The sequence below is a fragment of the Euzebyales bacterium genome (assembly GCA_035461305.1).
Classification (GTDB): Bacteria; Actinomycetota; Nitriliruptoria; order Euzebyales; family JAHELV01; genus JAHELV01.
Map to the genome: position 1 here is coordinate 1 of DATHVN010000021.1, position 20,359 is coordinate 20,359.

Genomic DNA, 20,359 nt, shown 5'->3' on the forward strand with positions numbered 1-20,359 from the left:
CGACGCGCACGGCGTCGCCGCCCGAGGCTGTTCGTCGACGGCCGAGCCGATCAGGTACAGCGCGACGACCGCGTTCGGATCGGCGCTGAACCGGGCCGGTGGGACGAGTCACTCGTCGGGCGCTGCGTCGACGGTGGGTCACCTCGTCCGGCACCGGACGGACGGTTCCGGTGCCCTCCTGTCGGGCGCCAGGCGCGCGCGACCGTGTCACCGACCCTTACGCCGATCGCGGTGCGGCCGCGGTGTGCTGCACGACGGCGCATGCGCGGTTTCCCGCCAGGTGCCTCGAATGCATTGTGGAACACCGAGATGGTCGGGTTGCCTCCGCGTCGGTTGGACGACGGCTGACAGGTTGGCGCCCGGTGGCAGGTCCAGGGTGCCCTCCACCACGGGCTCGCTGTCCGGTGGGGCGCGGCCTCGCGGACCGCGGGCAGTCCGTTCGGGTCGGTGGATCTGGCAGGCTTCCAGCCCTCCAGGATCTGCTCACCGTCCCGGTCGACGTCGGCGCAACACCCACGGAAGCTGTGGGCCGGTCTCACAAGTCGTCGTGTCGGACCGTGCCGTCGCCGGACCACCGATCAGCACCAGGCACACCAGCGTCGTGGACGTCGCCATCACTTGTCGTATGTGTCCCGTCCCTTTCTGTCAGGCTGGCTGGGAGGTCCGGTCGTGCGCGTCGGTGGCGTCGGTGAACAACGCCAGCACCTGGTCGGCGACCCAGGTGTCGGACAGGCGGCGGTGTGGCTGGAGCCAGCCGGACTCGAACACGATCGACAGCAGCAGCCGGGCGGCGTCGTGCGAGGTCGACAGCCGACGCCTCACGAGGTTGGCGTCGAGGACCGGGTGGGACAGCAGCAGATCGATGAGCGGGAGGACGCGCGTGTCGGCGCTGCGCTCGCGGTAGCGCCTCCGCAGCCGGTCGAGGCGGCGCATCCGTTCTGCGGAGTCGGTCGCGCCACACGCGATGCTGGCGCACAGGAACTCGAGCCACTCGTCGCGTTGCTGCGGATCGCCGAGGTCGGCATCGAGGCAGCACCGGTAGCGGTGCGGATTCGTGAGCAGCGATGGGCTCATCGCCAGTGCGGGGCGGGCGAGGCGGGCGGCGCGCATGACGTCCACGGCGGTCACGGCACGGGCGACCAGGTCGCTGTCGTCACCCGGTCGCGCTGCGAGCACGATGTGCTCGAGGCCGATCTCAACCAGTGGGTTCAGTGCGCGGACCGGGGCGACCGGGCGCTGGGGTCCCTTCCTGGTGCCGTTGGGTGCACGGCCCGTGAGCACCGCGTTGATCTCGATGACGGGTGGCGGGGCGGACGTGCGTCGCGCCGTGTGCTGCCATCCGGTCGACAACGCGGTCGCGGTCCGCAGCACGAGGCCGACGTCGCCGTCCGCCTCATCGAGGGCGAGCCGGGCGACCAGCACGTCGTCGAGGTCGACGCGTTGGCCGCTCAGCGCCACGCTGGCCAGCGCCTCGGTCAGACGGAACATGTCGTCGGGCACGCTGTCGGCCGCCTCGCGGGACGCCAGGGCCAGCCGGCGGAGGCCGAGGTGGGCGTGCGCCAGCGCCTCCCGCGTCGAGGTGCTGAGCTTGGCGATGGGCCGTGTCCGGGATCCGGCCGCGTCCTGGGTGCGCCGTGTCGCTGCGGCCGCGCCCGCGGCCGCTCCGAGATGTCCGGGATCCGCGACGTCCTGTCGCGGGGCGTCGTCTGCCGCCGTGGTGTCGGTACCGGGCCCGGTGTCGAGCAGGTTGGTGCCGGTCGCGTCACCCGTCGGCGCGCCCGGAGGCGGATCCGCGGCGGCAGCGGTCGGCGTGGACAGCTTCGTGCGCCGCCGCCAGGCGCATACGCGGGACCCGGCCTCGCGGGCGAGCAGCCAGAGCAGCGCGAGGATGATCAGTGCGATGCCGACGATGGCGGCTGGGGCGAGGACATCACGCAGCGTGATGCCCTGATAGGTCCGTCCGCCGGCCGGTGCCGGTGGGGCGGCGTCGCCGCCGTCCTGTGGCGCGTCCTGTCCACCCTGGGCGGGATCGACCTCGACGGGCCTGATGCTGTCCGGGTCGAGCGCGACGGTCCGGCTGGGCGCGTCGTCGCCTGCGGCGGGGATCGACAGGGTGAGGGTCTGCGCTTCGGGGCCGGGAACCGTGACCTCGGCACGGTACAGGTTGCGCAGGTCCTGGGACATCTCGTCGGTGGCGGACAGCACGTCGGTGATGTCGTCGACGGTGATGACCGTGCCGGCGGCCTGGGGACCGAGGAGCCCGTCGTCGTCCGCGGCGCCGCCCACGTTCACGACGTAGGTGGTGCGGCTGAGTGGGTGATCGTCGATCGGCTGGAGCCGCTGATCGAGATCACGGCCCATCACGAGGAGCGCCGTCCGGTCCTGCGGGGAGCCGTCGAGGAGGTCCGCGCTCTGGTCGACGGTCTGCTGGATGTCGCCGCCTGTGTCGAAGCGCAGCCCCCGGACCTGTGCGATCGCGGGTCCGGGTACGGGGGCGGGCTCGGTCGCGTTGCCTTCGGCGTCGATGAGGCGCATCGTCGCGCCCTGCGGCAGGTCGAGCGCGAGCTCGACGATCGCGCCCTGCATGTGACGCACGTCGGCCTGCGGCAGGGTCGTGTCCGCGACGACCGCGACCTCGAGGTCGGTGGCGCCCAGCCGCTGCAGGCTCACGGACTGCTCGGTGCCGTCGACGCGGGCGACGACGTCCTGGCCGGTCAGGGTCTGCGTCATCATGCGCGCCGGCGCAACGAACAGCACCTCGGTCGGCTCGCCGTCCCGGACCGCGAGGATCTCCATCTCGTCGAGCGGGTCGACGAGAGGCAGGAGCGGGGCCGCGTCCGCCGGTGCGATGCCGGCGACGACGACCAGCACTGCGGCGGCCACCACGGCACGCAGCACCAGCCCGATCAGATGCCGTCGGTCAACGGTCACACTCGGCCCGCCCTTTCGCAGCTGTCGTCCGCTGCCCGCATGAGGATGTGCGATGTCGACACCAAGCGTGACAGTGCCGGCCCATGTGAAACCCACAATGGTAATGAATTCTGTGGAACACGCGGGATGAACTAGTTCCAACGGCGCCGCAGCGTCATTCGTCAAACACATAGGGTCATGTACCGTCGGTAACGATTGGTGTCCAGTTCACCGTCGTCGAGGGCGCTGAGCACCGCGCATCCCGGCTCGTGGGTGTGGCTGCAGTCCGTGAACCGGCAAAGCGCCGCCAGGTCGGCGATCTCGGGAAAGGTGAGCGCGAGGCCGTGCGCCGGATCCCACAGCCCCAGCGCTCTCACCCCAGGGGTGTCGATCACCGAGCCGCCGCCGACGCGCACGAGCGACCGTCGTGTGGTCGTGTGCCGGCCCCTGGCGTCGCCCGCCCGCACCTCGCCAGTCCGGTGCGTGGCCTCGCCGAGCAGCGCGTTGATCAGTGACGACTTCCCCGCGCCCGAGCGTCCCATGAGCGCCGCGCAGCGTCCGTCGCGCAGGCGCTCGCGGAGCGCGGCGACGCCCGCGCCGTCGACGGTGCTCGTCATGTGCACCTCGACACCCGGCGCCAGCGCCACCACGCCGGCGATCACGCCGTCCACGCCGTCGAGGTCGGCCTTCGCGACGACCACGAGGACGTCCGCGCCGCTGCCATGGCCCACGACCAGCGCCCGGTCGAGCCAGCCGGCCCGCAGGGGCTGGTCGACGGCGTGGACGATCCACACCTGGTCCATGTTCGCGGCGAGCACCTGGGGCCGGGGCGCGTCCTCGGCGGGATCGCGGCGCACCAGCTCCGTCCTGCGCGGTGCCACGGCCAGCACCCGCGGCCGCTCGTCGTCGAACGCGCAGGTCACCCAGTCACCGGTGACCAGCGGCGGCCCGTCGACGGGCGGATCCACCGATACCGGCCCCTGTCGCTCGAGGATGCGCAGGCGCCCGCGATCGACGCGTGCGATGCGGGCAGGGCGGCCCGGCAGGCGCGTGAACGCCTGCTCCCACCCGTCGTCCCACCCGAGCGCGACCCTGTGGTCGTCGGGCGTCACGCGGTGGCGTCGTTCGCGTCGCCGCCGGCCCCGACGTCGGACGATTCATCCGTCGCGCTGGAGTGCTCCGGGACGACCGGCGCCCGGACCGCCTTGAGATCCTCGGTGCCTGGAGGCTCGTAGTCGCGCAGCTTGGGCGCCGACTCCGAGCCGCCGTAGGCGACGACGTCGCGTCGGAAGAACAGTGACAGCGTCCAGTCGGTGAGCACCCGGATGCGCCGCGTCAGCAGAGGCATGGCGTACACGTGATACGTGCGGGTGATCAGCCACCCGAGCATGCCGGAGAACCGCAGGCCGAGCACGTCAGCGATGCCGCGGTACCGCCCGAGCGTCGCGACCTGGCCCAGTGCCTTGAAGCCGTAGGGCTGTAGCGGTTCGCCGGCCAGCGCGTGCTTGAGGTTGCGCGCCAGGTGCCGGCCCTGTCGGATGGCGTGCTGTGAGGTCGGCGGATCGTTCACCCCGGGGGTTGCGACGTTCACCACCTGCGCGATGTCGCCGAGCGCCCACACGTCCTCGTGGTCCTCGACCCGCAGGGCGGCGTCGACCTTGATGCGGCCGGTGCGGTCCGTGGGTAGGTCCATGACCGTCACCAGCGGGTGCGGGGCGACGCCCGCGCTCCACACCACGGTGTGGGCCGGCACGACCTGGCCGCCCGACAGCTCGACGCGGTCGTCGTGCACGGCGTTCAGTCGCGTGTTCGTGTGGATCTCGATGCCGCGGGCTGCCAGCAGCTCGGTCGCATACTCGCCCAGGTGCGTCGGGATGGCCGGCAGGATCCGGTCCTGGGCCTCGACGAGCAGCCATCGGTGCGGGATGCCGCGCAGGCTCGGGTAGTCGCGCAGCGCGTCCTGCACCAGGTCGTGGAGCTCGGCCAGCGCCTCGACGCCCGCGTAGCCGGCGCCGACGAACACGAAGCCCAGGTGACTGGCCGCCCGCTCACGTGACTGCTCGTTGTCGGCCAGTTCGAGCTCGCGCAGCACGTGGTCGCGCAGGTAGACGGCGTCGTAGAAGGTCTTGAAGCCGACGGCGTGGTCGGCGAGCCCGGGGATCGGCAACGTTCGCGACACCGCGCCCATCGCGATGACCAGGTGGTCGTAGCTGTAGATCAGCTCGCCGACCTCGTTGGAGACCACGACGGTCTTCCTGTCGGTGTCGACGTGCGAGACCTCACCGAGCACCAGGTCGGCGTGTGGGCACATCTGGCGCAGCGGCACGACCACGTGGCGCGGCTCGATGGTGCCGGACGCCACCTCGGGCAGCATCGGCGTGAACAGCAGCGCGTTCTCGTTGGAGACCAGCGTCACCCCGGTCGTGCCGAGCCCGCGTGTCACCGTGGCGCCGGCGAAGCCACCGCCGAGGACCAGGACGCGGGCGCGTCGTCGGCCGGCGGCGGGTGCTTGCGGGTGTCGGGGCATGACGCAGACCTCGTGTCGCTAGGCTCGTGTCGACTATGAGCCTAGGAGCCGCAGCGGCCGGTGACGAGCCCGAGATCGTCGCGGACATCGCCGGCGCTGCCGTGATGCCTGACTACGAGGGTGGCTGGCTCGGTGACGTGCTGCCAGCCTTGCAGGCCGGGCGGGCGCCGCTCGGGGCGCCCGCGTGGGTCGCCGGGGCGCCGCAGCGGGTGCTGCTGCTCATCGACGGCCTCGGCTGGGACATGTACCGGCGGTTCGGGGAGTGGCTGCCGTCGCTGGCTCCCTTCGAGGCGTCGACGATCACCTCGGTGGTGCCGTCGACGACCGCCAGCGCGCTGCCGACGCTGACCACCGGGCTGCCACCGGCGGTCCACGGCATGCTCGGCGACCGGATGCGGGTGGGCGGCCGCGTGCTCAGCGTGCTGCAGTGGACGGTCGCCGAGGGCACGCCGCCCGAGCCGTCCAAGGTCCAGCCCCACCGGCCGTTCCCGGGTGGCCCGGTCGAGGTCGTCAGCCACGCGAAGTTTGCGGGCTCCGGGTTCAGCGCGGCCCATCTGCGGGGTGGGCGCTACCACGGGTTCGAGACCGCGACGGAGCTCGTCGAGCGGGTGGGCGCGTGCGTCGATGCCGGCGCGCCGATCGTCTACGCATACCTGCCAGACCTCGACCGGACGGCACACGAGCACGGCATGGCCCACGACGCCTTCGGCCAGGCGTTGGCACTGGCCGACGACGTCGTCTCAAGCGTCCATCGACGGCTGCCGCGCGGTGCGGCGATGCTGGTTACGGCCGACCACGGCCAGGTGACCACCAACGTCGCCGAGCGCGTCGACCTGCGCCCTCTGGACGGGATGGTCAGCGCGATGGGTGGCAGCACCCGCCTGCGCTACCTGCACGCCCGGCCGGGCGCGTCCGCGGACCTGCTGGCGGCCGCGACCGAGCTCGCAGGCGCCCACGCCTGGGTCCACGATCGGGACAGCCTCATCGCCACCGGCTGGATGGGACCGACGATGCATCCCGTCGTCGCGGGACGTCTCGGCGACGTCGTCCTGGCGGCACGCGGTGCCGCGACCATCGTCGACCCAGCGGACAGGCGCCAGGCGGAGCTGGTCACGATGCACGGCAGCGTGAGCGCCGAGGAGGTGCTGGTGCCGTTGCTCGCGGTCCGCGGCGGCTGACGGGTGCCGAACGAACGGGTCAGTCCTCCGGTCCGGCCGACATTCGGCCCCGTCCGCATCCGGGCTCGCCTCCTTGCGGCTCGCACGACCGGTCCCGGGGGGACAGACCCTACGGGGCGAGGCGCTCCACGATCCAGGTACCGCCGTCGCGGCGGTACCGCAGCCGCTCGTGGAGCCGGTCGGGGCGTCCCTGCCACAGCTCCACGGCATCGGGCCGGAGGCGGAAGCCACCCCAGTGGTCGGGCCGCGGCACGTCACCGTCGGGGTGACGCGCACGCAGCGCCGCGACACGTCGCGTGAGCTCCTCGGCGTCGTCGATGACGCTGCTCTGCGGGCTGGCCGCCGCGCTCAGCCGGCTGCCGGGTGGTCGCGAGGCCCAGTACGCATCGCTCTCGGCGGCTGTGACGCGGGCGCACGTGCCTGTGACGCGGATCTGGCGTGACAGGTCGAGCCAGCACAGCACCGCTGCCGCCCGCGGGTCGGCGGCGAGCTCACGGCCCTTGCGGCTGCGGTAGCTGGTGTAGAAGACCAGCCCGTCGTCGAGGCCGCGGAGCAGCACGACGCGGGCGGAGGGGGCGCCGTCCGCGCCGACCGTCGCGACCGTCATCGCGTTGGGCTCTGTCACACCCGCGTCCACGGCGGCGTCGACCCACCTGCCGATCTGCAGCAGCGGGTCCTCGGACAGGTCGGCCTCGTCCAGCGGGGGGTTGCGGTATTCGCGGCGCAGGTGCCGGACGGCACTGTCGGCGGGGACGTCCACGGATCAGCTCAGGGGCTGGTCATCTCGGGCGGGCGCAGGTCGAACTCGGCGTCGCCGAGCTCGAGCTGCCGCACGACCGGACCGCCCTGGAGGTGGTCCATGATCGCCGGCACGTCGTCTGGGATCACGCCGCCGTAGATCACGTCGTCTGGAAACACGGCCACGACCGGGCCGACCATGCACGCCTCGAGGCAGCCGGCCGCGACGATCTTGACGTCGGTCGCCAGCCGGCGGCCCTGCTCCTCGCGCAGGGCGTTGAACAGCTCGGCACCGCCGTTCGCGGCGCAGCTCGGCCGTGGGTGGGAGGCGTCGCGCTGGTTGATGCACACGAACGCGAACGTGCGGGGCTTGGGCATGGATCCACCTCCGTCGGCGTTCGGGCCACGTTAGTCCAGTCCTCGGAGCTGCGTCGCGGGGGCACGCCAACCCAGCAGCACCTCCACCAGCCGCAGCGCCTGGACGGCCTGGGCGACGTCATGCGCGCGCACGATCCTCGCACCGTGCAGCGCGGTGAACACGGCGGCCGCCAGCGACGCCGGACCGCGCCGGTCCAGCGGCAGATCGAGTGCCTCGCCCAGGAAGTCCTTGTTCGACAGCGCGACGAGCACAGGATGGCCGAGCCCGGTGAGGACGTCGATGTGACGGGTCAGCTCCAGCGAATGGGCGGTCGTCTTGAACATGTCGTAGCCGGGGTCGACGATCAGCTGCCCGGGCCCGACGCCGCGCGCCACGGCGATGTCGATCAGCGCCGCGCACCGGCGCCGGACGGCCGTCACCACGTCGGGGTCGTAGTCGGGACGGAATGGGCGTGACCGCGGCGGACCGCCGTGGTGGGTCAGTACGAGTGCGGTGTGCGGATGCTGCGCGACCACATCGGCGATCTCGGGGTCGCTCAACCCGGTCACGTCGTTGACGATGTCGGCACCGGCGTCGAGTGCGGCCCGGGCGACCGCCGGACGGTAGGTGTCGACCGACACCGGGACGTCGGTCCGCGCGCGGAAGCGCTCGACGAACGGCACCACACGCTCGCGCTCGGTGTCGACGTCGACCTCGTCTCCGGGACCAGCCTTGACTCCGCCGACGTCGATGATGTCGGCACCGGCGGCGACCTGCTCCTCGGCCAGCGCCAGGGCCGCGTCGAGCCCGACCGTCGCGCCCCGGTCGTGGAACGAGTCCGGTGTGCGGTTGACGATGCCCATCACCGCGATGCGGCTGTTGAAGTCGAACTCGTGGGGGCCGAGTCGCATGTTGCCCTCCTGGCCGGGGCCGGCTCCCGCCCGCGGCACCTCCGCCGTTCACAGGTCCCCGGCGTGCATACTCCGCACATGCTTGTGCTGGCGGTCGTAGGCGCGTTCGTGTTGGCGATGGTGTCGTGGGCGGCTCTGCGCGAGGCGCAGCGCCTGCCCCGTTCGTTCCCCCCGGAGCGCCGGCCCAACGCCGCGGCGACCAACGCCGTGGCCGTCGGCGACGCGCCGCCGGCCTCCGTGCCGCCCATCAACGGGCGGCCGGTGCTGGCGTTCCCACGGGCGCAGATCGAGCGTGACCCGACAATCGCCGCCGCCGACACCGACGAGGCGCTGGCCGCAGCCGCGGCCCTGTGGCACGTGCTCGTCGACGATGAGGCTCCCTGACGCGCGTCAGGGTCCCACGATCGAGGGATGGGGGCATCCCCCGACCGAGCGAAACAAGGGCGGGACGACCGCTTTGTCGTCGAACGGTGACGTGTCTGATGCGTACAGTGTGGACCGTGTCCGAGCGATCCCTCCCTCGCCGTTCCGTCGAAGGGCCGTCGTCGTCCCGTGCGCGTCGCACACGTTGCGAGGTTGCGCGGGCCGCTCTGATCGCGATGCCGGTGCCACTGGTGGTCGTCGTCGTGGCCACGCGGCTGCACGTGCCGTCGACGGTCGTCGCCGGCCTGGCGGTGGCCACCGCCGCGACGACGGCCGCGATCGCGGCCCGCTGGTGCGCGGAGCGCCGGATGCGCAGCGACATCGAAGCGCACGAGCGCGAGCTCGCCCACACCAAGCGGCAGATCCTCGCGCTGGTCTCCCATGAGCTGCGGACCCCTGTCACGGGCGTCGTCGGGTTCTCCCGCACCCTGTCGGGCCGGCTCGATGACCTCGACCACGACACGTTGCGGCTGTTCGTCGAGGCCATCGACGAGCACGCGAACCGCCTGGCCCGCCTGATCGACAACGTCGTGGTCGCGTCCCGCACGCCGCTCGTCGTGGTCGGCGGCACCTGTCAGCTGTCGCGGGCGCTGTCCAAGGCCGTGGCGCGGGCCGGAATGGCCGGTGGGGAGGGGCGACTGCAGATCAGCATGCAGGGCGCCCTGGGAGCGCTGATCGACGAGGAGGCCGCGATCCGCATCCTGGCGAACCTGCTCGACAACGCGGTCAAGTTCGGCGACACCGACGCCAAGATCTACCTCGACGGCTGCGAGCGGGACGGGCGGGTGGTCGTGCGGGTCGCCAACGCCGGTCCCGCCATCCCGTTGGGCCTGCGGTCCGCGCTCTACGACCCGTACGTCCAGGGCGACACGACCGACACCCGGACCGCGGACGGCCTGGGCCTGGGCCTGCACGTGTGCAGGCAGCTCGTCGAGGCATACGGCGGAAGCATCGACCTCGTCGACCACCCGCGGCTCATCGTGTTCGAGATCAGCCTGCCCTCGGCGCACGAGCCCCGCACCGAGCAGGCGCCGCCGACCGACGCCCGGCGCAGTACGGCAGCGGCCGCATACCCGGTGGCCGAGCCGCCGACGACGGAGCCCGACCACCTGCCGCCGAGGGAACGGGTGGGGTGACGCCGCTCCGCCGGCGTCCGGATCGCGCGTGGGTCAGGTCAGGAACTGCAGGATCGCCACCGACAGGACGTCCGGGTGCTCCAGCGTCATCCAGTGGGCCGCCGAGGGGACGACCTGCACCCGTGACACCGGGATCTCCCGGTGCAGCTGCTCGGTCATGCGCAGCGGAGTCGAGCGGTCGTGGTCGCCCACCAGCAGCAGCGTCGGCTGGCCGATCTGCTCGCGCTCGATCGTCGGAACCCGCGCCAGCGCGCGGCAGGCCTTCGCGTAGCTGCGCGGATCGTTCGACAGGAACATGTGGCGCAGCAGCCCGCTGACCTGCGGCAGGCGGGCGTGCGTCCGAAGTGACAGCGCGCCGGCCAGCCAATCGTCGACGATCTCGTCGAGCCCCTGCTCGTCGACGATCTTCGCGCGCTGCTCGTACGCCTCCTTGTCGGGCGGTTCGAAGTAGCTGATGCCGCCGATGAGCACGAGCTGGTCGACGAGGTCCGGCGAGGTGAGCGCCAGGTGCTGGGCGACCAGCGAGCCCATCGAGTGGCCGACGACGGTCGCTGCCGGCAGCTCGAGAACCTCCATGAGGCCGGCGACGTCCTGGCTCCACGACTTGATGCTGAACTGCGCTCGACCAGGTGCCGTGCGGCCGTGGCCGCGCAGGTCGAGCGTCACGACGTGGTGGTGCAGGGCGAGCAGCTCAGCCATGCCGTGCCAGATCTCGAGCGCTCCGCCGAGACCGTGGATCAGCACGATCGGCGGGCCCTCGCCGAGGCTGCGGTAGTGGTGGTTGACGCCGTTGACCTGAGTGAACATTGAAGGCTCCGTGCGGTCGGGGCGGCAGTGGGCGGCCCCGTCGCGGTTCGATGACGTGGATCTGCGCGCCAGGCTAGCCGACGCCACCGCGCTCGCCCGCTCGCTCACGGCGTAGGCTCGGCCTCCCGCCCGGGTGCCTACGCCGGGACGTCAGGCAGGTCATGATCGCGAGCGAGCTCCTGCAGGAACACGGCGCACCGCTGTGTCTCGTCGTCCTCGCCGATGGCGGCCGCGGCCTGCCCGAGCAGCCACAGGCTGCGGAGGAACCCGCGGTTCGGCTCGTGCGACCACGGCACGGCGCCCTGTCCCCGCCACCCGGCGCGGCGTGTCGCGTCCAGGCCGCGGTGGTACCCGACCCGCGCGAAGGCGTACGCGCCGACGTCGTCCCCGGCTGCCAGAGCGGCTTCACCCAGACGCGCCCACGCGTCGAGGTAGTCGGGGTGGGCGCGCGCGATGTCGCGCAGCGCCTCGAGGCTGCCGTCGGCGACGGCGGCCGCGAGCGCCTCGGTCAGCGCGGGGTCCAGGGCCGGCAGGTGGGTCGGCGTCGCTCCCTGCAACGGTAGGTCGGATGCCATGACGACTGCGCTCCTGTGGTCTGCCGCCGCGCGCGCCCGCGCGCGATGGGTCGTGGTGCCGCTGGTGGCGGTCCTGGTGTCGGGCTGCTGGTCGGTCCCCGCCCAGACCGTACAGCCGCGTGACGGGCGGGCGGGGTTGCAGCTCGCCGGGAGCGTGGCGAACCGCCAGCTGGCGGTCAGTGACGGCTCGCCCGAGCTGAACGTCGGCGACTGCGATCCCGACGTGTCCGGCGACTCCGACGTCTGCGTCATCGCCGACGACATCGACGGGCAGCTGGTCGTGCTGGTGTTCGAGAACCCCGACGTGCTCCGGTCGGGTGCCTCCCTGCCGGTCGTTGATCCGCCGTGCGGCGGCGGATGCGACGACGTGACCGACGGCGCGGTCGTCGACCTCCAGCTCGGCACCGGGGAGCGGCTGCGCGCGCGGGGCGGCCGCCTCGAGCTGCGCACGGTCGAGCCGTTCAGCAACTACGTGGGTGAGCTGCGGCTCGAACTGCCGTCCGGCTCGGTTTCGGGGTCGTTCGACGTCGTCCCGCGCAGCGACTGAACGGGGATCGGCAGGCTGCTGACCGCCTGCAGGAGCAGCGGGTCGGGCGAGTCGTTGCGGATCCCGTGGGGCGTGCCGGCGGGGATCAGCACGGTCTGCAGCGGACCGAGCGTGACCTCGTCTCCGTCGGTCACGACCCACGCACGGCCGCCGATCACGACGTAGAGGGTGTCGGACTCGTCGTGGGTCCGCGCGCCGAGCTGCTGGCCCGGCTCGAGGCAGAGCATGTCGACCGCGAGCAGGTCGGTCTCGTGAACCCGTGACCGCACGGCGTGCTCTGCGTCGAACGCGACGTGGTCACGGAGGTCGGCGGCGACGGGTTCCCGCATCCCCCACAGTCTCGCATGCGCCCGACGCCTACACTCGCGACGGCCGTCCACGCCATCACGGGCGGCGTCGCACCCACCGCGAAAGTGAGCCAGCCGTGCCCGCCATCGAGACCGCCGCCTCCGTCGAAGCCGCAGGCGCAGACGTCATCGCCTGCTTCGTGGCACGGGTCGACGAGCGACCCGTGATCGGAGCCGACCTCGCCGCGCTCGCGCGCCGCGCCGGCATCGACGTCACCGGCGTGCTGGACGCCCTGCACGCGACGGGTGCCGTCGATGACGTCGGTCGTGTGCCGCTCGTGCTGGGTGACCGGACCGTGCTGCTGCTGGTGGTCGGGACCGGCGACCGTGACCAGACCGACACCGCCGCCCTGCGCCGCGCGGCGGCGGCAGGGGCCCGGCAGGCGAGCCGGGACACGACCCTGGCGTACGTGATCCCCGCCGACCTCGCGGACGGGCTCGATGCAGGCACCGTCGCCCGGGCGGTCGCCGAGGGTGCCGGCCTCGGCGCCTACGCCTACACGACCTACCGCACCAAAGCCCACGACGCCGTGCGACTCGACCGCATCGTCCTCGTCGCCGGCGACGGCGTCGATGCGGGCGCGGTCGCCGCTGGCGTGACGTGTGGCCGCACGGTGGCGGAGGCGACCAACATCACACGCGACCTCGTCAACACCCCGCCGGCGTTCAAGCGGCCGCCCGCCCTCGCCGATCGCGTGGTGTCGCTGCTCGAAGGCACCGGGGTGACGGCACGGGTGCTGGCGGGTGACGAGCTCGAGCGGGGAGGGTTCGGCGGCCTGCTCGGCGTCGGACGGGGCTCGTCGACGGAGCCCCGGCTGGTGGAGCTGCGCTACGACGGCACGGGTGGCGGCGACGGCCCGCACGTCGTGCTCGTCGGCAAGGGCATCACCTTCGACAGCGGGGGACTGTCCCTGAAGCCGTCGGACTCGATGGCCACGATGAAGAGCGACATGGGCGGCGCGGCGGCGATCGTGGGTGCCCTGCTGGCCGTCGCGCGGCTGCGGGTGACCCCCCGCGTGACCGGCCTGCTGGCGCTGGCCGAGAACATGCCCGGTGGTGACGCCACGCGCGTGTCGGACGTGCTGACGCACCGCGACGGCACCACCGTCGAGGTCATGAACACCGACGCCGAGGGCCGGCTGGTCCTCGCCGATGCGCTGGCGTACGGCGGAGAGCTGGCGCCCACCGCGATGATCGACGTCGCGACCCTGACCAGCGGTCAGATCGTGGCGCTGGGGCACCGCATCGCTGCGATCATGGGCACCGACGACGTGCTGCTCGACACCCTCGAGGACGCCGCGCGCCGGGCCGGTGAGCGCCTGTGGCGCCTGCCGCTGCCCGACGACTACAGCGAACAGCTGCGCAGCGAGGTCGCGGACCTGAGGAACATCGGCAAGCCGCGCCAGGCCCCGACCATCATCGCCGGCCTCTTCCTCGCCGAGTTCGTCGGCGATGTGCCGTGGGCGCACCTCGACATCGCCGGGCCCGCGTTCTCCGACAGCGGCGACGGACCCCTGGTCCCCAAGGGCGCGACGGGCTTCGGCGTGCGCACGCTCGTCGCCTACCTCGAGACCCTCAGTGAAGCGCCGATAGGCTCCCTCGCCGTTGGGAAGGCAGCGAGGTACGAGCTGCCTGACTAAGGTGAGACGTGGGTCGAGCCCGGCTCACTCGAACTTCTCGCGCTCGACGATCGTCCGTCGATGCCGGACGTGGGCGACCTCCGTCCTCCCAGAGGTGACCGTGACCGAAAACTCCAGCCGTCGTCCGTGCACGCCCAGCAGCACGGCATCTGCGCGCACGTCCTCGCCGACGCGACTGGGTGCCTTGTGCTCGATCTCGACCCACGAGCCGACCGACGTCAGGTCGGGTCCGAGGCAGTCGCCCAGGGCCTGGAGCGCCGCCTGCTCGGCGATCGCCAGCACGCGCGGGGTCCCCAGCACGGCGACGTCGCCCGATCCCAGAGCCGCAGCCGTGTCCTCGGCGGTGACGTGCAGCTCGACGCTCGCGCGGCGTCCGGGCACGCACGTGTCGGGAAGCTCAACCACCATGAGGGCCTCCGTCGATCGGTCACGAGCTGGTCGGGTCCGGATCCACCTATACCCACGCGCTCGCAGGCCGCATGCGCTGATGCCGGGGAGGACGCGGTGACCGGCCCGCTGGCGGTCATGGCCGTGCTGCTGGCCGAGACGGCCGTCGGTGGCACCGTCGTCACGCTGACCAGCGGCGTCCACGGCAACATCAGGCGCGGGTTCCTGCTGCTGTCCGGGGTGATCCTGGCGGCGTGCGCCTGGGCGGCCCGCGCCGCGGCCGGCGCAGCTGTCGGCGCCGCGCCCCCGCCCGACCAGGCCCGCATGGTGCTCGCGCTCGGCATGTTCGCAGGCGTGCTGACCCTGTGGCAGGTGCTCGTGCTCGCGCGCCTCGCGATCGAGCGGATCGTCGGCCTGGCCGCGGCCGTGGTCGGCGTCGCCGCGCTCGGCACCGTCGCGCTGGCGCGCGACGAGGGCGTCGTGCTCGCCGCCGTCGAGCTTGCGGCCGGAGCGTTCTTCCTGGGCACGGCGTTGTTCGGCCTGCTCCTTGGGCACTGGTACATGGTCGAGCGCCGCCTCTCGAACCGCTACATGGTGCGCAGCGCCGCCCTGTACGCCGGCGGCGTCGTCGCTGCGGTCGTCGGCGCGGTCCTGTCGGCGCAGCACCCCACGCCGGCGGCGACCGGGTTCTCGCCGTTCCTGGCCGTGCCGGGCTTCTCGCTGCTGCTGGTCGGCGGGCTGGTCGCGATCTGCGCGCTGATCGCCGGGTTCGTCTGGAAGCTCGCACAGGAGGGCGGGCGCTCGATCCAGGCGGCGACCGGCATGTTCTACCTGGCCGTGATCATGGCGTTCAGCGCAGAGCTGTCCGCCAAGATCGGGTTCTTCGGCTGACAAGCGCACGTGGATCCCGCCGGACGCCACCCGCAGGACCGCGGCGGACGCGCGGGCTGATTCGCACGCGGTCGCGGCGGCGCGGGACCACCGAGGTCAGGCGCCCGGGGTCCTGGTGGCCACGAGCATGCCGTCGCCGACCGGGAGCATCTGCCCGACGAGCGTCGGGTCGTCGCGGACCATGCCGGCGAACACCCGCAGACCGGACGCGCCCGGGTCGGTCGCGTCGCCGAGGCCGGCACGCATGACGTGGTCGGCGATCAGGAGGCCGCCGGGGCGCAACAGCCGGGTGGCGTGGCGCAGGTAGTCCGGATACTCGGCCGGTGCGGCGTCGATGAACGCCAGATCGTAGGCGTCGTCGGCCAGCTTGGGCAGCACGCTGAGCGCCGAGCCGAGGATGCAACGGACCCGTTGACCGTGGCCGGCGCGGCCCAGCACGCGCTGGGCGCGGGCCTGGCGCTCGGGATCCGACTCGATGGTCGTCAGCATGCCGCGAGGGTGCATGCCCATCAGCAGCCACAGCGCGCTGTAGCCGATTCCAGTGCCGAGTTCGACGACGTCACGGGCCGGGCGCACGCCGACGAACCAGCGGAGCCACGCGCCACCCAGGTGGGTGACGGGCGTCACGCCCTCCTCCTCGCTGAGCCTGCGGGCGGATCGCAGCGCCTCGTCCTCCGGCGGTGCGAACGCTTCGATCTCGATGGCCGTCGGGGCTGAGGTGTCCACACCGTCTCCGTAGCATCACAAGCGCTGGGCTGCAGCGTAACGCCACGGACGCCCGGACCGGCTGAAGGTCGACGGCCTCCGCGGACACCGGCCGGACGACGTGGTCGGGAAGGTCTGATCGGCCAGTCGCCGTGCGCTGCGGCCGTGTGCTGTGGCACCCTCGACCCCTGCGCGCGGGCCGGGTCGCACGCCAGCCCCGCATCCGGGACGCGCGGAAGGGACGTGGTGGACGGGGGAGTCGACGGATGACGCAGCTGGACCGCGGTGCCGGGGGCGTGCCCCCGGGGTCTTCACCGCCGCGCCGGCCTCCCTCGTTCCCCCGCCTTCCGACGGTCCGCCGCAGACATCGCAACGGACGCCGCCTGCTGTCGACGGTGGTCATCGCCGGTCTCGCGGGCGGGACCGTCGCCATCGCCGCCGACCGGGTCCTGGATCCCGGGCAGCAGCCCGCCACTACCGTCCCCGAGCGGTCCGCGACCGTCGCGACCGGCTCGCCGCAGGACGACGTGGCCGCAGGGACGGTGGCGCGCGTCGCACAGGCGGTGCTGCCGTCGGTGGTGCGCATCAACCGCGCGACGACCGACCGCTTCGAGGGCAGCGGCAACGGCTCGGGCGTCGTGTACCGCGCGGAGGGGCTGATCGTCACCAACCACCACGTCGTCGAGGCGCCGGGTCCGATCGAGGTCGTCTTCGCCGACGGGCAGCCGACGCCGGCCGAGATCGTCGGGCAGGACCCACTCAACGACCTCGCGGTGATCCGCGTGGAGCGCGACGACCTGACGCCCATCGCGATCGACAGCATACGCGGCCCGCGCGTCGGCGACCTGGCGATCGCGGTCGGCAGCCCGTTCGGCCTCGACGCCACGGTCACCGTCGGCGTCGTCAGCGCACTGGGCCGAGGCATCCACGCCGGCGCTGAGGCCGGCGGGGACACGGTGTACCTGCCCGAGGTGCTCCAGACGGACGCGCCGATCAACCCCGGCAACTCCGGCGGCGCTCTGGTCGACGCCGACGGGCGCCTGATCGGTATCAACAGCGCCATCCTGACGTCCGGGCAGGTGACCAGCGCCGGGGTCGGCTTCGCGATCCCGGTCGACACGGTGGTCGACGTCGCCGACGAGCTCATCGCGACCGGCCGCGTACGCCATCCGCTGCTCGGGGTCAGCGGAGGACCGCTCAGCGACCAGGTCGCCGACCGCCTCGGCGTGGAGGCCGGCGCCTGGATCCACGACGTGGCCCCGGGGACCCCGGGCGCCCGCGCGGGCCTGGCACCCGACGACGTGATCGTCGGGCTGGACGGCCGGGCGATCGGTTCGATGGAGGAGCTGAGCATCGCCGTGCGTGACCACGAGGTCGGCGACCGTGTCACGATCAGCTACGTCCGAGGCGGCAGACAGCGGACCGTCGACGTCGTCCTGGTCGAACGCGCGCCGGACGATCCGCAGTAGCATCGGCCGTGCGTCGCGGGTCGCTGCCGGCACCGGGCGCACACCACGGATCGGGACTGGTGAGGGAGCGCAGTGGACGTCGGGTTCTGGGAGCTGATGATGCTGGCGGTGCTCGCACTGCTGATCTTCGGTCCGGAGCGCCTGCCCGAGATCGCCCGCACGGTTGGCCGCGTCGTCGGTCAGATCCGACGCGAGGCGACCAGCACGTTCGATGCGCTGAAGGCCGAGGTCGAGCTCGACGAGCTCACGTCGTTCACCGACGACCTGCAGCGTGAGCGCGAGGCGCTGCGGTCACGGTCACGCCTCGACGCCCGCTCACTGCACGCCCGGTCGGAGCGTGGATCCCATGCGACCGGCGAGCCCGGCGAGCCGCCCCGGTTCGACCCGCACGCCACGTGACCGCCGCGGACGTCGTCGCCGCGTCGCCGGACGCGGTCCCAGCGGCACGCCGGCCGGTGTGGCGTTCGATCGCCGCGATGGGCGCCGGGATGGTCGGCGGCTCCCTCGTGCTGCTGTCCAGCGCGCGCCTGCGCCGGGCGGACGTGCGCATGGGCGACCTGGTGCGCCGCAGCCGGTCCGGTCAGACGGACCGCCTGATCGCTGCCGCGACCGACCTGGGATCGATGTACGGCGTGGTCGGCACGGCCACCGCACTCGGCGCGGCGGGGTACCGTCGGCTCGCCCGCGACGTCATGGCCGTCGGCTCGGCGGCATGGGTGGTCGCGCAGGGCGCGAAGACCCGCGTCAGGCGTGAGCGGCCGTACCAGGCGGAGGGCGTGGCCCGCCTGATCCGGCCGCCGACCGGATCGTCGTACCCCAGCGGGCACGCCGCCGTCACCGCGGCGATGATGAGCGTGATCGCCGCAGACGGCGGCCGCCCGGTCCGTCTGACGGCCGGCGGCCTGGTGGTGTTCGTGGCGGCCAGCAGAGTGTACGTCGGCGTCCACTATCCCAGCGACGTCCTCGGCGGGGCGGGGATGGGCCTCCTGCTTGCCCGGTCGTGGCGGGCGATCAGGCGCGCGCTGGCGGGCTGACGATCCCATCGGACAGCCGGCGGCGGCCCAGCCCGGTCAGCGGCGCGTGTGTGCCGCGACGCTGCGGGGATCGACCGCGGTGGGCAGCCCGCGCACCTGCAGCGTCCAGCCGGGCACCCGCCACAGGGCCTCCGCGACGATGGAGCGGCTCATCTTGCTGACCCCGTTGATCCGCTCGACGAAGGTGATGGGGATCTCGACGACCCGCAGGCCGGCCGCGTGGGCGCGCAGCGCCAACTCGATCTGGAAGCTGTACCCGTCTGAACGCACGTCGTCGAGCGACAGCGCCGCCAGCGCGGCGCGTCTGAACATGCGAAGGCCCGCGGTCGCGTCGTTGACCGGCAGGCCCGTCCACAGCTGCACGTAGGCGTTGCCCGCCCTCGACAGCAGGCGGCGGCTTGGTGGCCAGTTGCGCACGGCACCGCCCGGCACGTAGCGGCTGCCGATCACCAGGTCGGCGTTACGCAGCGCGTCGAGCAGGCGTGGCACGTCCTCCGGCGCGTGCGAGCCGTCGGCGTCCATCTGCCCAATGGCCTCGTAGCCGGACGCCAGGGCCCACGCGAAGCCCGCGCGGTACGCTGCGCCGAGGCCGGCCTTGTTCCGGCGGTGCAGCACATGGACGCCGTAGTCGCGTTCCGCCAGCCAGTCCGCCAGCTCGCCCGTGCCGTCCGGTGAGTTGTCGTCGACAACGAGCACGTGCGAACGCGCGGTGCGGCGCACCGACTCGACGATGCGCCGCAGCGACGACGCCTCGTTGTAGGTCGGGATGACGACGAGCGCGCGCATCACCCGGGGGTCAGATGGCCAGCGGCAGGGGCTTGCCGACCAGCGACGAGCGCTGCCGCCCCAGGTCCCTGGCGATCTGGCGCAGGCGCGCCGCTGCCGGCGCGTCGGGATCGCCGATCACGAGCGGCACGCCCTCGTCGCAACCCTCGCGCAGCCTGGGGTCGATCGGGATCGAGCCCAGCAGCGTGGTCTCGAGCTCCCTGGCGAGCAGCTCGCCGCCGCCCACGCCGAAGATGGGGTACTCGGTGCCGGTGTCGGGGGCGACGAACGAGGCCATGTTCTCGATGACGCCCGCGACCCGCATTCCGGTCTGCGCCGTTGTCTGCCCGGCGCGCAGCGCCACCCGTTGGGCTGCGGGCTGGGGCGTGGTGACCACGAGCATGTCCGCCTTGGGCAGCATCTGGGCCAGCGAGATGGCGATGTCGCCGGTGCCGGGCGGCAGGTCGCACAGCAGGAAGTCCGGGTCGCCCCAGTGCACGTCCGCCAGGAACTGCTGCAGCGCGCGGTGCAGCATCGGGCCGCGCCAGATCACGGGCTTCTCGCTGTCGAGGAAGAAGCCGATCGAGATCACCTTGACGCCGTTGCCCTGCAGCGGCATGACCATGTTGTTGAACGCCACGGGCCGTCCCGACACGCCGAGCATCCGCGGGATGGAGTAGCCCCAGATGTCCGCGTCGAGGATGCCCACGTCGTAGCCCTGCTGGGCGAGCGCGACGGCCAGGTTCACGGTGATCGACGACTTGCCGACCCCGCCCTTGCCGCTCGCGATCGCGAGGACCTTCGTCGTGGATTCGATGTCGTTGAAGGGGATGGCGGGCTGGCCTGCGTCGTCGGTCGCACCACCGCGGACCTTCTGCGCGACGGCGGCGCGCTGCTGCTCGGTCATGGTCCCGAAGACGACCGCGACCTCATCGACACCGTCGAGCGCGGTCACGGCCGCCGACACGTCGGTGTTGATGCGGTCCTTCAGCGGGCAGCCCGGCACCGTCA

Annotated in this window: 22 protein-coding genes; 9 read left to right on the plus strand and 13 right to left on the minus strand. The window is 72.7% G+C overall.

Annotated elements, in window-relative coordinates; all coding sequences use genetic code 11:
- Nucleotides 1–645: 645 nt before the first annotated feature.
- The 3 genes from VK923_01725 to VK923_01735 all read right to left on the minus strand — a co-directional run bounded on the left by VK923_01725 (nt 646) and on the right by VK923_01735 (nt 5,437).
- Nucleotides 646–2,931: a hypothetical protein gene (locus tag VK923_01725; GenBank protein ID HSJ43384.1), complete on the minus strand. Its 2,286-nt coding sequence runs from the start codon at nt 2,929–2,931 to the stop codon at nt 646–648.
- A gap of 161 nt (nt 2,932–3,092) precedes the next feature.
- The gene (gene rsgA, locus VK923_01730; GenBank protein HSJ43385.1) at nt 3,093–4,022 is read right to left on the minus strand and encodes a ribosome small subunit-dependent GTPase A; all 930 of its coding nucleotides are present in this window, start codon (nt 4,020–4,022) and stop codon (nt 3,093–3,095) included.
- Complete coding sequence (locus tag VK923_01735) at nt 4,019–5,437, minus strand: NAD(P)/FAD-dependent oxidoreductase (GenBank protein HSJ43386.1); 1,419 nt, start codon at nt 5,435–5,437, stop codon at nt 4,019–4,021. The genes rsgA and VK923_01735 overlap by 4 nt, the downstream gene beginning before the upstream one ends.
- Before the next feature lie 35 nt (nt 5,438–5,472).
- On the opposite strand from VK923_01735, the gene VK923_01740 reads away from it, so the two are divergent.
- Complete coding sequence (locus VK923_01740; GenBank protein HSJ43387.1) at nt 5,473–6,615, plus strand: alkaline phosphatase family protein; 1,143 nt, start codon at nt 5,473–5,475, stop codon at nt 6,613–6,615.
- Between the two features lie 109 nt (nt 6,616–6,724).
- On the opposite strand, the gene pdxH is transcribed toward VK923_01740, so the two are convergent.
- From pdxH to folP, 3 genes are read right to left on the minus strand one after another with little or no spacing between them, the layout of a single operon-like run.
- Complete coding sequence (gene pdxH / locus VK923_01745; GenBank protein ID HSJ43388.1) at nt 6,725–7,375, minus strand: pyridoxamine 5'-phosphate oxidase; 651 nt, start codon at nt 7,373–7,375, stop codon at nt 6,725–6,727.
- Between the two features lie 8 nt (nt 7,376–7,383).
- Nucleotides 7,384–7,731: a (2Fe-2S) ferredoxin domain-containing protein gene (locus VK923_01750; protein HSJ43389.1), complete on the minus strand. Its 348-nt coding sequence runs from the start codon at nt 7,729–7,731 to the stop codon at nt 7,384–7,386.
- A 30-nt stretch (nt 7,732–7,761) separates the two neighbouring features.
- The gene (folP, locus tag VK923_01755) at nt 7,762–8,622 is read right to left on the minus strand and encodes a dihydropteroate synthase (GenBank protein ID HSJ43390.1); all 861 of its coding nucleotides are present in this window, start codon (nt 8,620–8,622) and stop codon (nt 7,762–7,764) included.
- A gap of 63 nt (nt 8,623–8,685) precedes the next feature.
- Here folP and VK923_01760 point away from each other — a divergent pair, with 63 nt between their 5' ends.
- On the plus strand, nt 8,686–9,006 hold the full coding sequence (locus VK923_01760; protein HSJ43391.1) for a hypothetical protein: 321 nt from the start codon (nt 8,686–8,688) through the stop codon (nt 9,004–9,006).
- Nucleotides 9,007–9,221: 215 nt separating this feature from the next.
- On the plus strand, nt 9,222–10,181 hold the full coding sequence (locus VK923_01765) for a HAMP domain-containing sensor histidine kinase (protein HSJ43392.1): 960 nt from the start codon (nt 9,222–9,224) through the stop codon (nt 10,179–10,181).
- A gap of 33 nt (nt 10,182–10,214) precedes the next feature.
- On the opposite strand, the gene VK923_01770 is transcribed toward VK923_01765, so the two are convergent.
- Together VK923_01770 and VK923_01775 are read right to left on the minus strand one after the other, a co-directional pair.
- Nucleotides 10,215–10,988 carry an alpha/beta fold hydrolase gene (locus tag VK923_01770; GenBank protein ID HSJ43393.1) on the minus strand — a complete coding sequence of 258 codons (774 nt, stop codon included), beginning with the start codon at nt 10,986–10,988 and terminating at the stop codon, nt 10,215–10,217.
- A gap of 137 nt (nt 10,989–11,125) precedes the next feature.
- Nucleotides 11,126–11,563, minus strand: coding sequence for a DUF3151 domain-containing protein (locus VK923_01775; protein ID HSJ43394.1), 438 nt, complete (start codon nt 11,561–11,563; stop codon nt 11,126–11,128).
- On the opposite strand from VK923_01775, the gene VK923_01780 reads away from it, so the two are divergent.
- Nucleotides 11,562–12,110 (plus strand): hypothetical protein, encoded by a 549-nt coding sequence (locus VK923_01780; protein HSJ43395.1) that lies wholly within the window; start codon nt 11,562–11,564, stop codon nt 12,108–12,110. The genes VK923_01775 and VK923_01780 overlap by 2 nt on opposite strands.
- Here the strand turns inward: VK923_01780 and VK923_01785 are convergent.
- Nucleotides 12,032–12,439 carry a cupin domain-containing protein gene (locus VK923_01785; GenBank protein HSJ43396.1) on the minus strand — a complete coding sequence of 136 codons (408 nt, stop codon included), beginning with the start codon at nt 12,437–12,439 and terminating at the stop codon, nt 12,032–12,034. The genes VK923_01780 and VK923_01785 overlap by 79 nt on opposite strands.
- A gap of 95 nt (nt 12,440–12,534) precedes the next feature.
- On the opposite strand from VK923_01785, the gene VK923_01790 reads away from it, so the two are divergent.
- Nucleotides 12,535–14,097 (plus strand): leucyl aminopeptidase, encoded by a 1,563-nt coding sequence (locus VK923_01790; GenBank protein ID HSJ43397.1) that lies wholly within the window; start codon nt 12,535–12,537, stop codon nt 14,095–14,097.
- A gap of 24 nt (nt 14,098–14,121) precedes the next feature.
- Here VK923_01790 and VK923_01795 read toward each other — a convergent pair whose 3' ends face one another.
- Nucleotides 14,122–14,505, minus strand: a complete 384-nt coding sequence (locus VK923_01795; protein HSJ43398.1) for a hotdog domain-containing protein — start codon at nt 14,503–14,505, stop codon at nt 14,122–14,124.
- Nucleotides 14,506–14,601: 96 nt separating this feature from the next.
- Between VK923_01795 and VK923_01800 the strand changes: the two genes are divergently transcribed.
- Nucleotides 14,602–15,375, plus strand: coding sequence for a hypothetical protein (locus VK923_01800; protein HSJ43399.1), 774 nt, complete (start codon nt 14,602–14,604; stop codon nt 15,373–15,375).
- Nucleotides 15,376–15,471: 96 nt separating this feature from the next.
- Here the strand turns inward: VK923_01800 and VK923_01805 are convergent, their stop codons facing one another.
- On the minus strand, nt 15,472–16,101 hold the full coding sequence (locus VK923_01805) for an O-methyltransferase (protein HSJ43400.1): 630 nt from the start codon (nt 16,099–16,101) through the stop codon (nt 15,472–15,474).
- 245 nt (nt 16,102–16,346) lie between these two features.
- Between VK923_01805 and VK923_01810 the strand changes: the two genes are divergently transcribed.
- The 3 genes from VK923_01810 (at nt 16,347) to VK923_01820 (ending at nt 18,583) form a co-directional block, all read left to right on the plus strand.
- Nucleotides 16,347–17,549 carry a trypsin-like peptidase domain-containing protein gene (locus VK923_01810; GenBank protein ID HSJ43401.1) on the plus strand — a complete coding sequence of 401 codons (1,203 nt, stop codon included), beginning with the start codon at nt 16,347–16,349 and terminating at the stop codon, nt 17,547–17,549.
- 72 nt (nt 17,550–17,621) lie between these two features.
- Complete coding sequence (gene tatB / locus VK923_01815; GenBank protein HSJ43402.1) at nt 17,622–17,948, plus strand: Sec-independent protein translocase protein TatB; 327 nt, start codon at nt 17,622–17,624, stop codon at nt 17,946–17,948.
- The gene (locus tag VK923_01820) at nt 17,945–18,583 is read left to right on the plus strand and encodes a phosphatase PAP2 family protein (GenBank protein HSJ43403.1); all 639 of its coding nucleotides are present in this window, start codon (nt 17,945–17,947) and stop codon (nt 18,581–18,583) included. Before tatB ends, VK923_01820 begins: the two co-directional genes overlap by 4 nt.
- Nucleotides 18,584–18,619: 36 nt before the next feature.
- Here the strand turns inward: VK923_01820 and VK923_01825 are convergent, their stop codons facing one another.
- Nucleotides 18,620–19,369 (minus strand): polyprenol monophosphomannose synthase, encoded by a 750-nt coding sequence (locus VK923_01825; GenBank protein HSJ43404.1) that lies wholly within the window; start codon nt 19,367–19,369, stop codon nt 18,620–18,622.
- A 10-nt stretch (nt 19,370–19,379) separates the two neighbouring features.
- Nucleotides 19,380–20,359: Mrp/NBP35 family ATP-binding protein (locus tag VK923_01830; GenBank protein ID HSJ43405.1), on the minus strand; the 980-nt coding region annotated here is incomplete at its 5' end.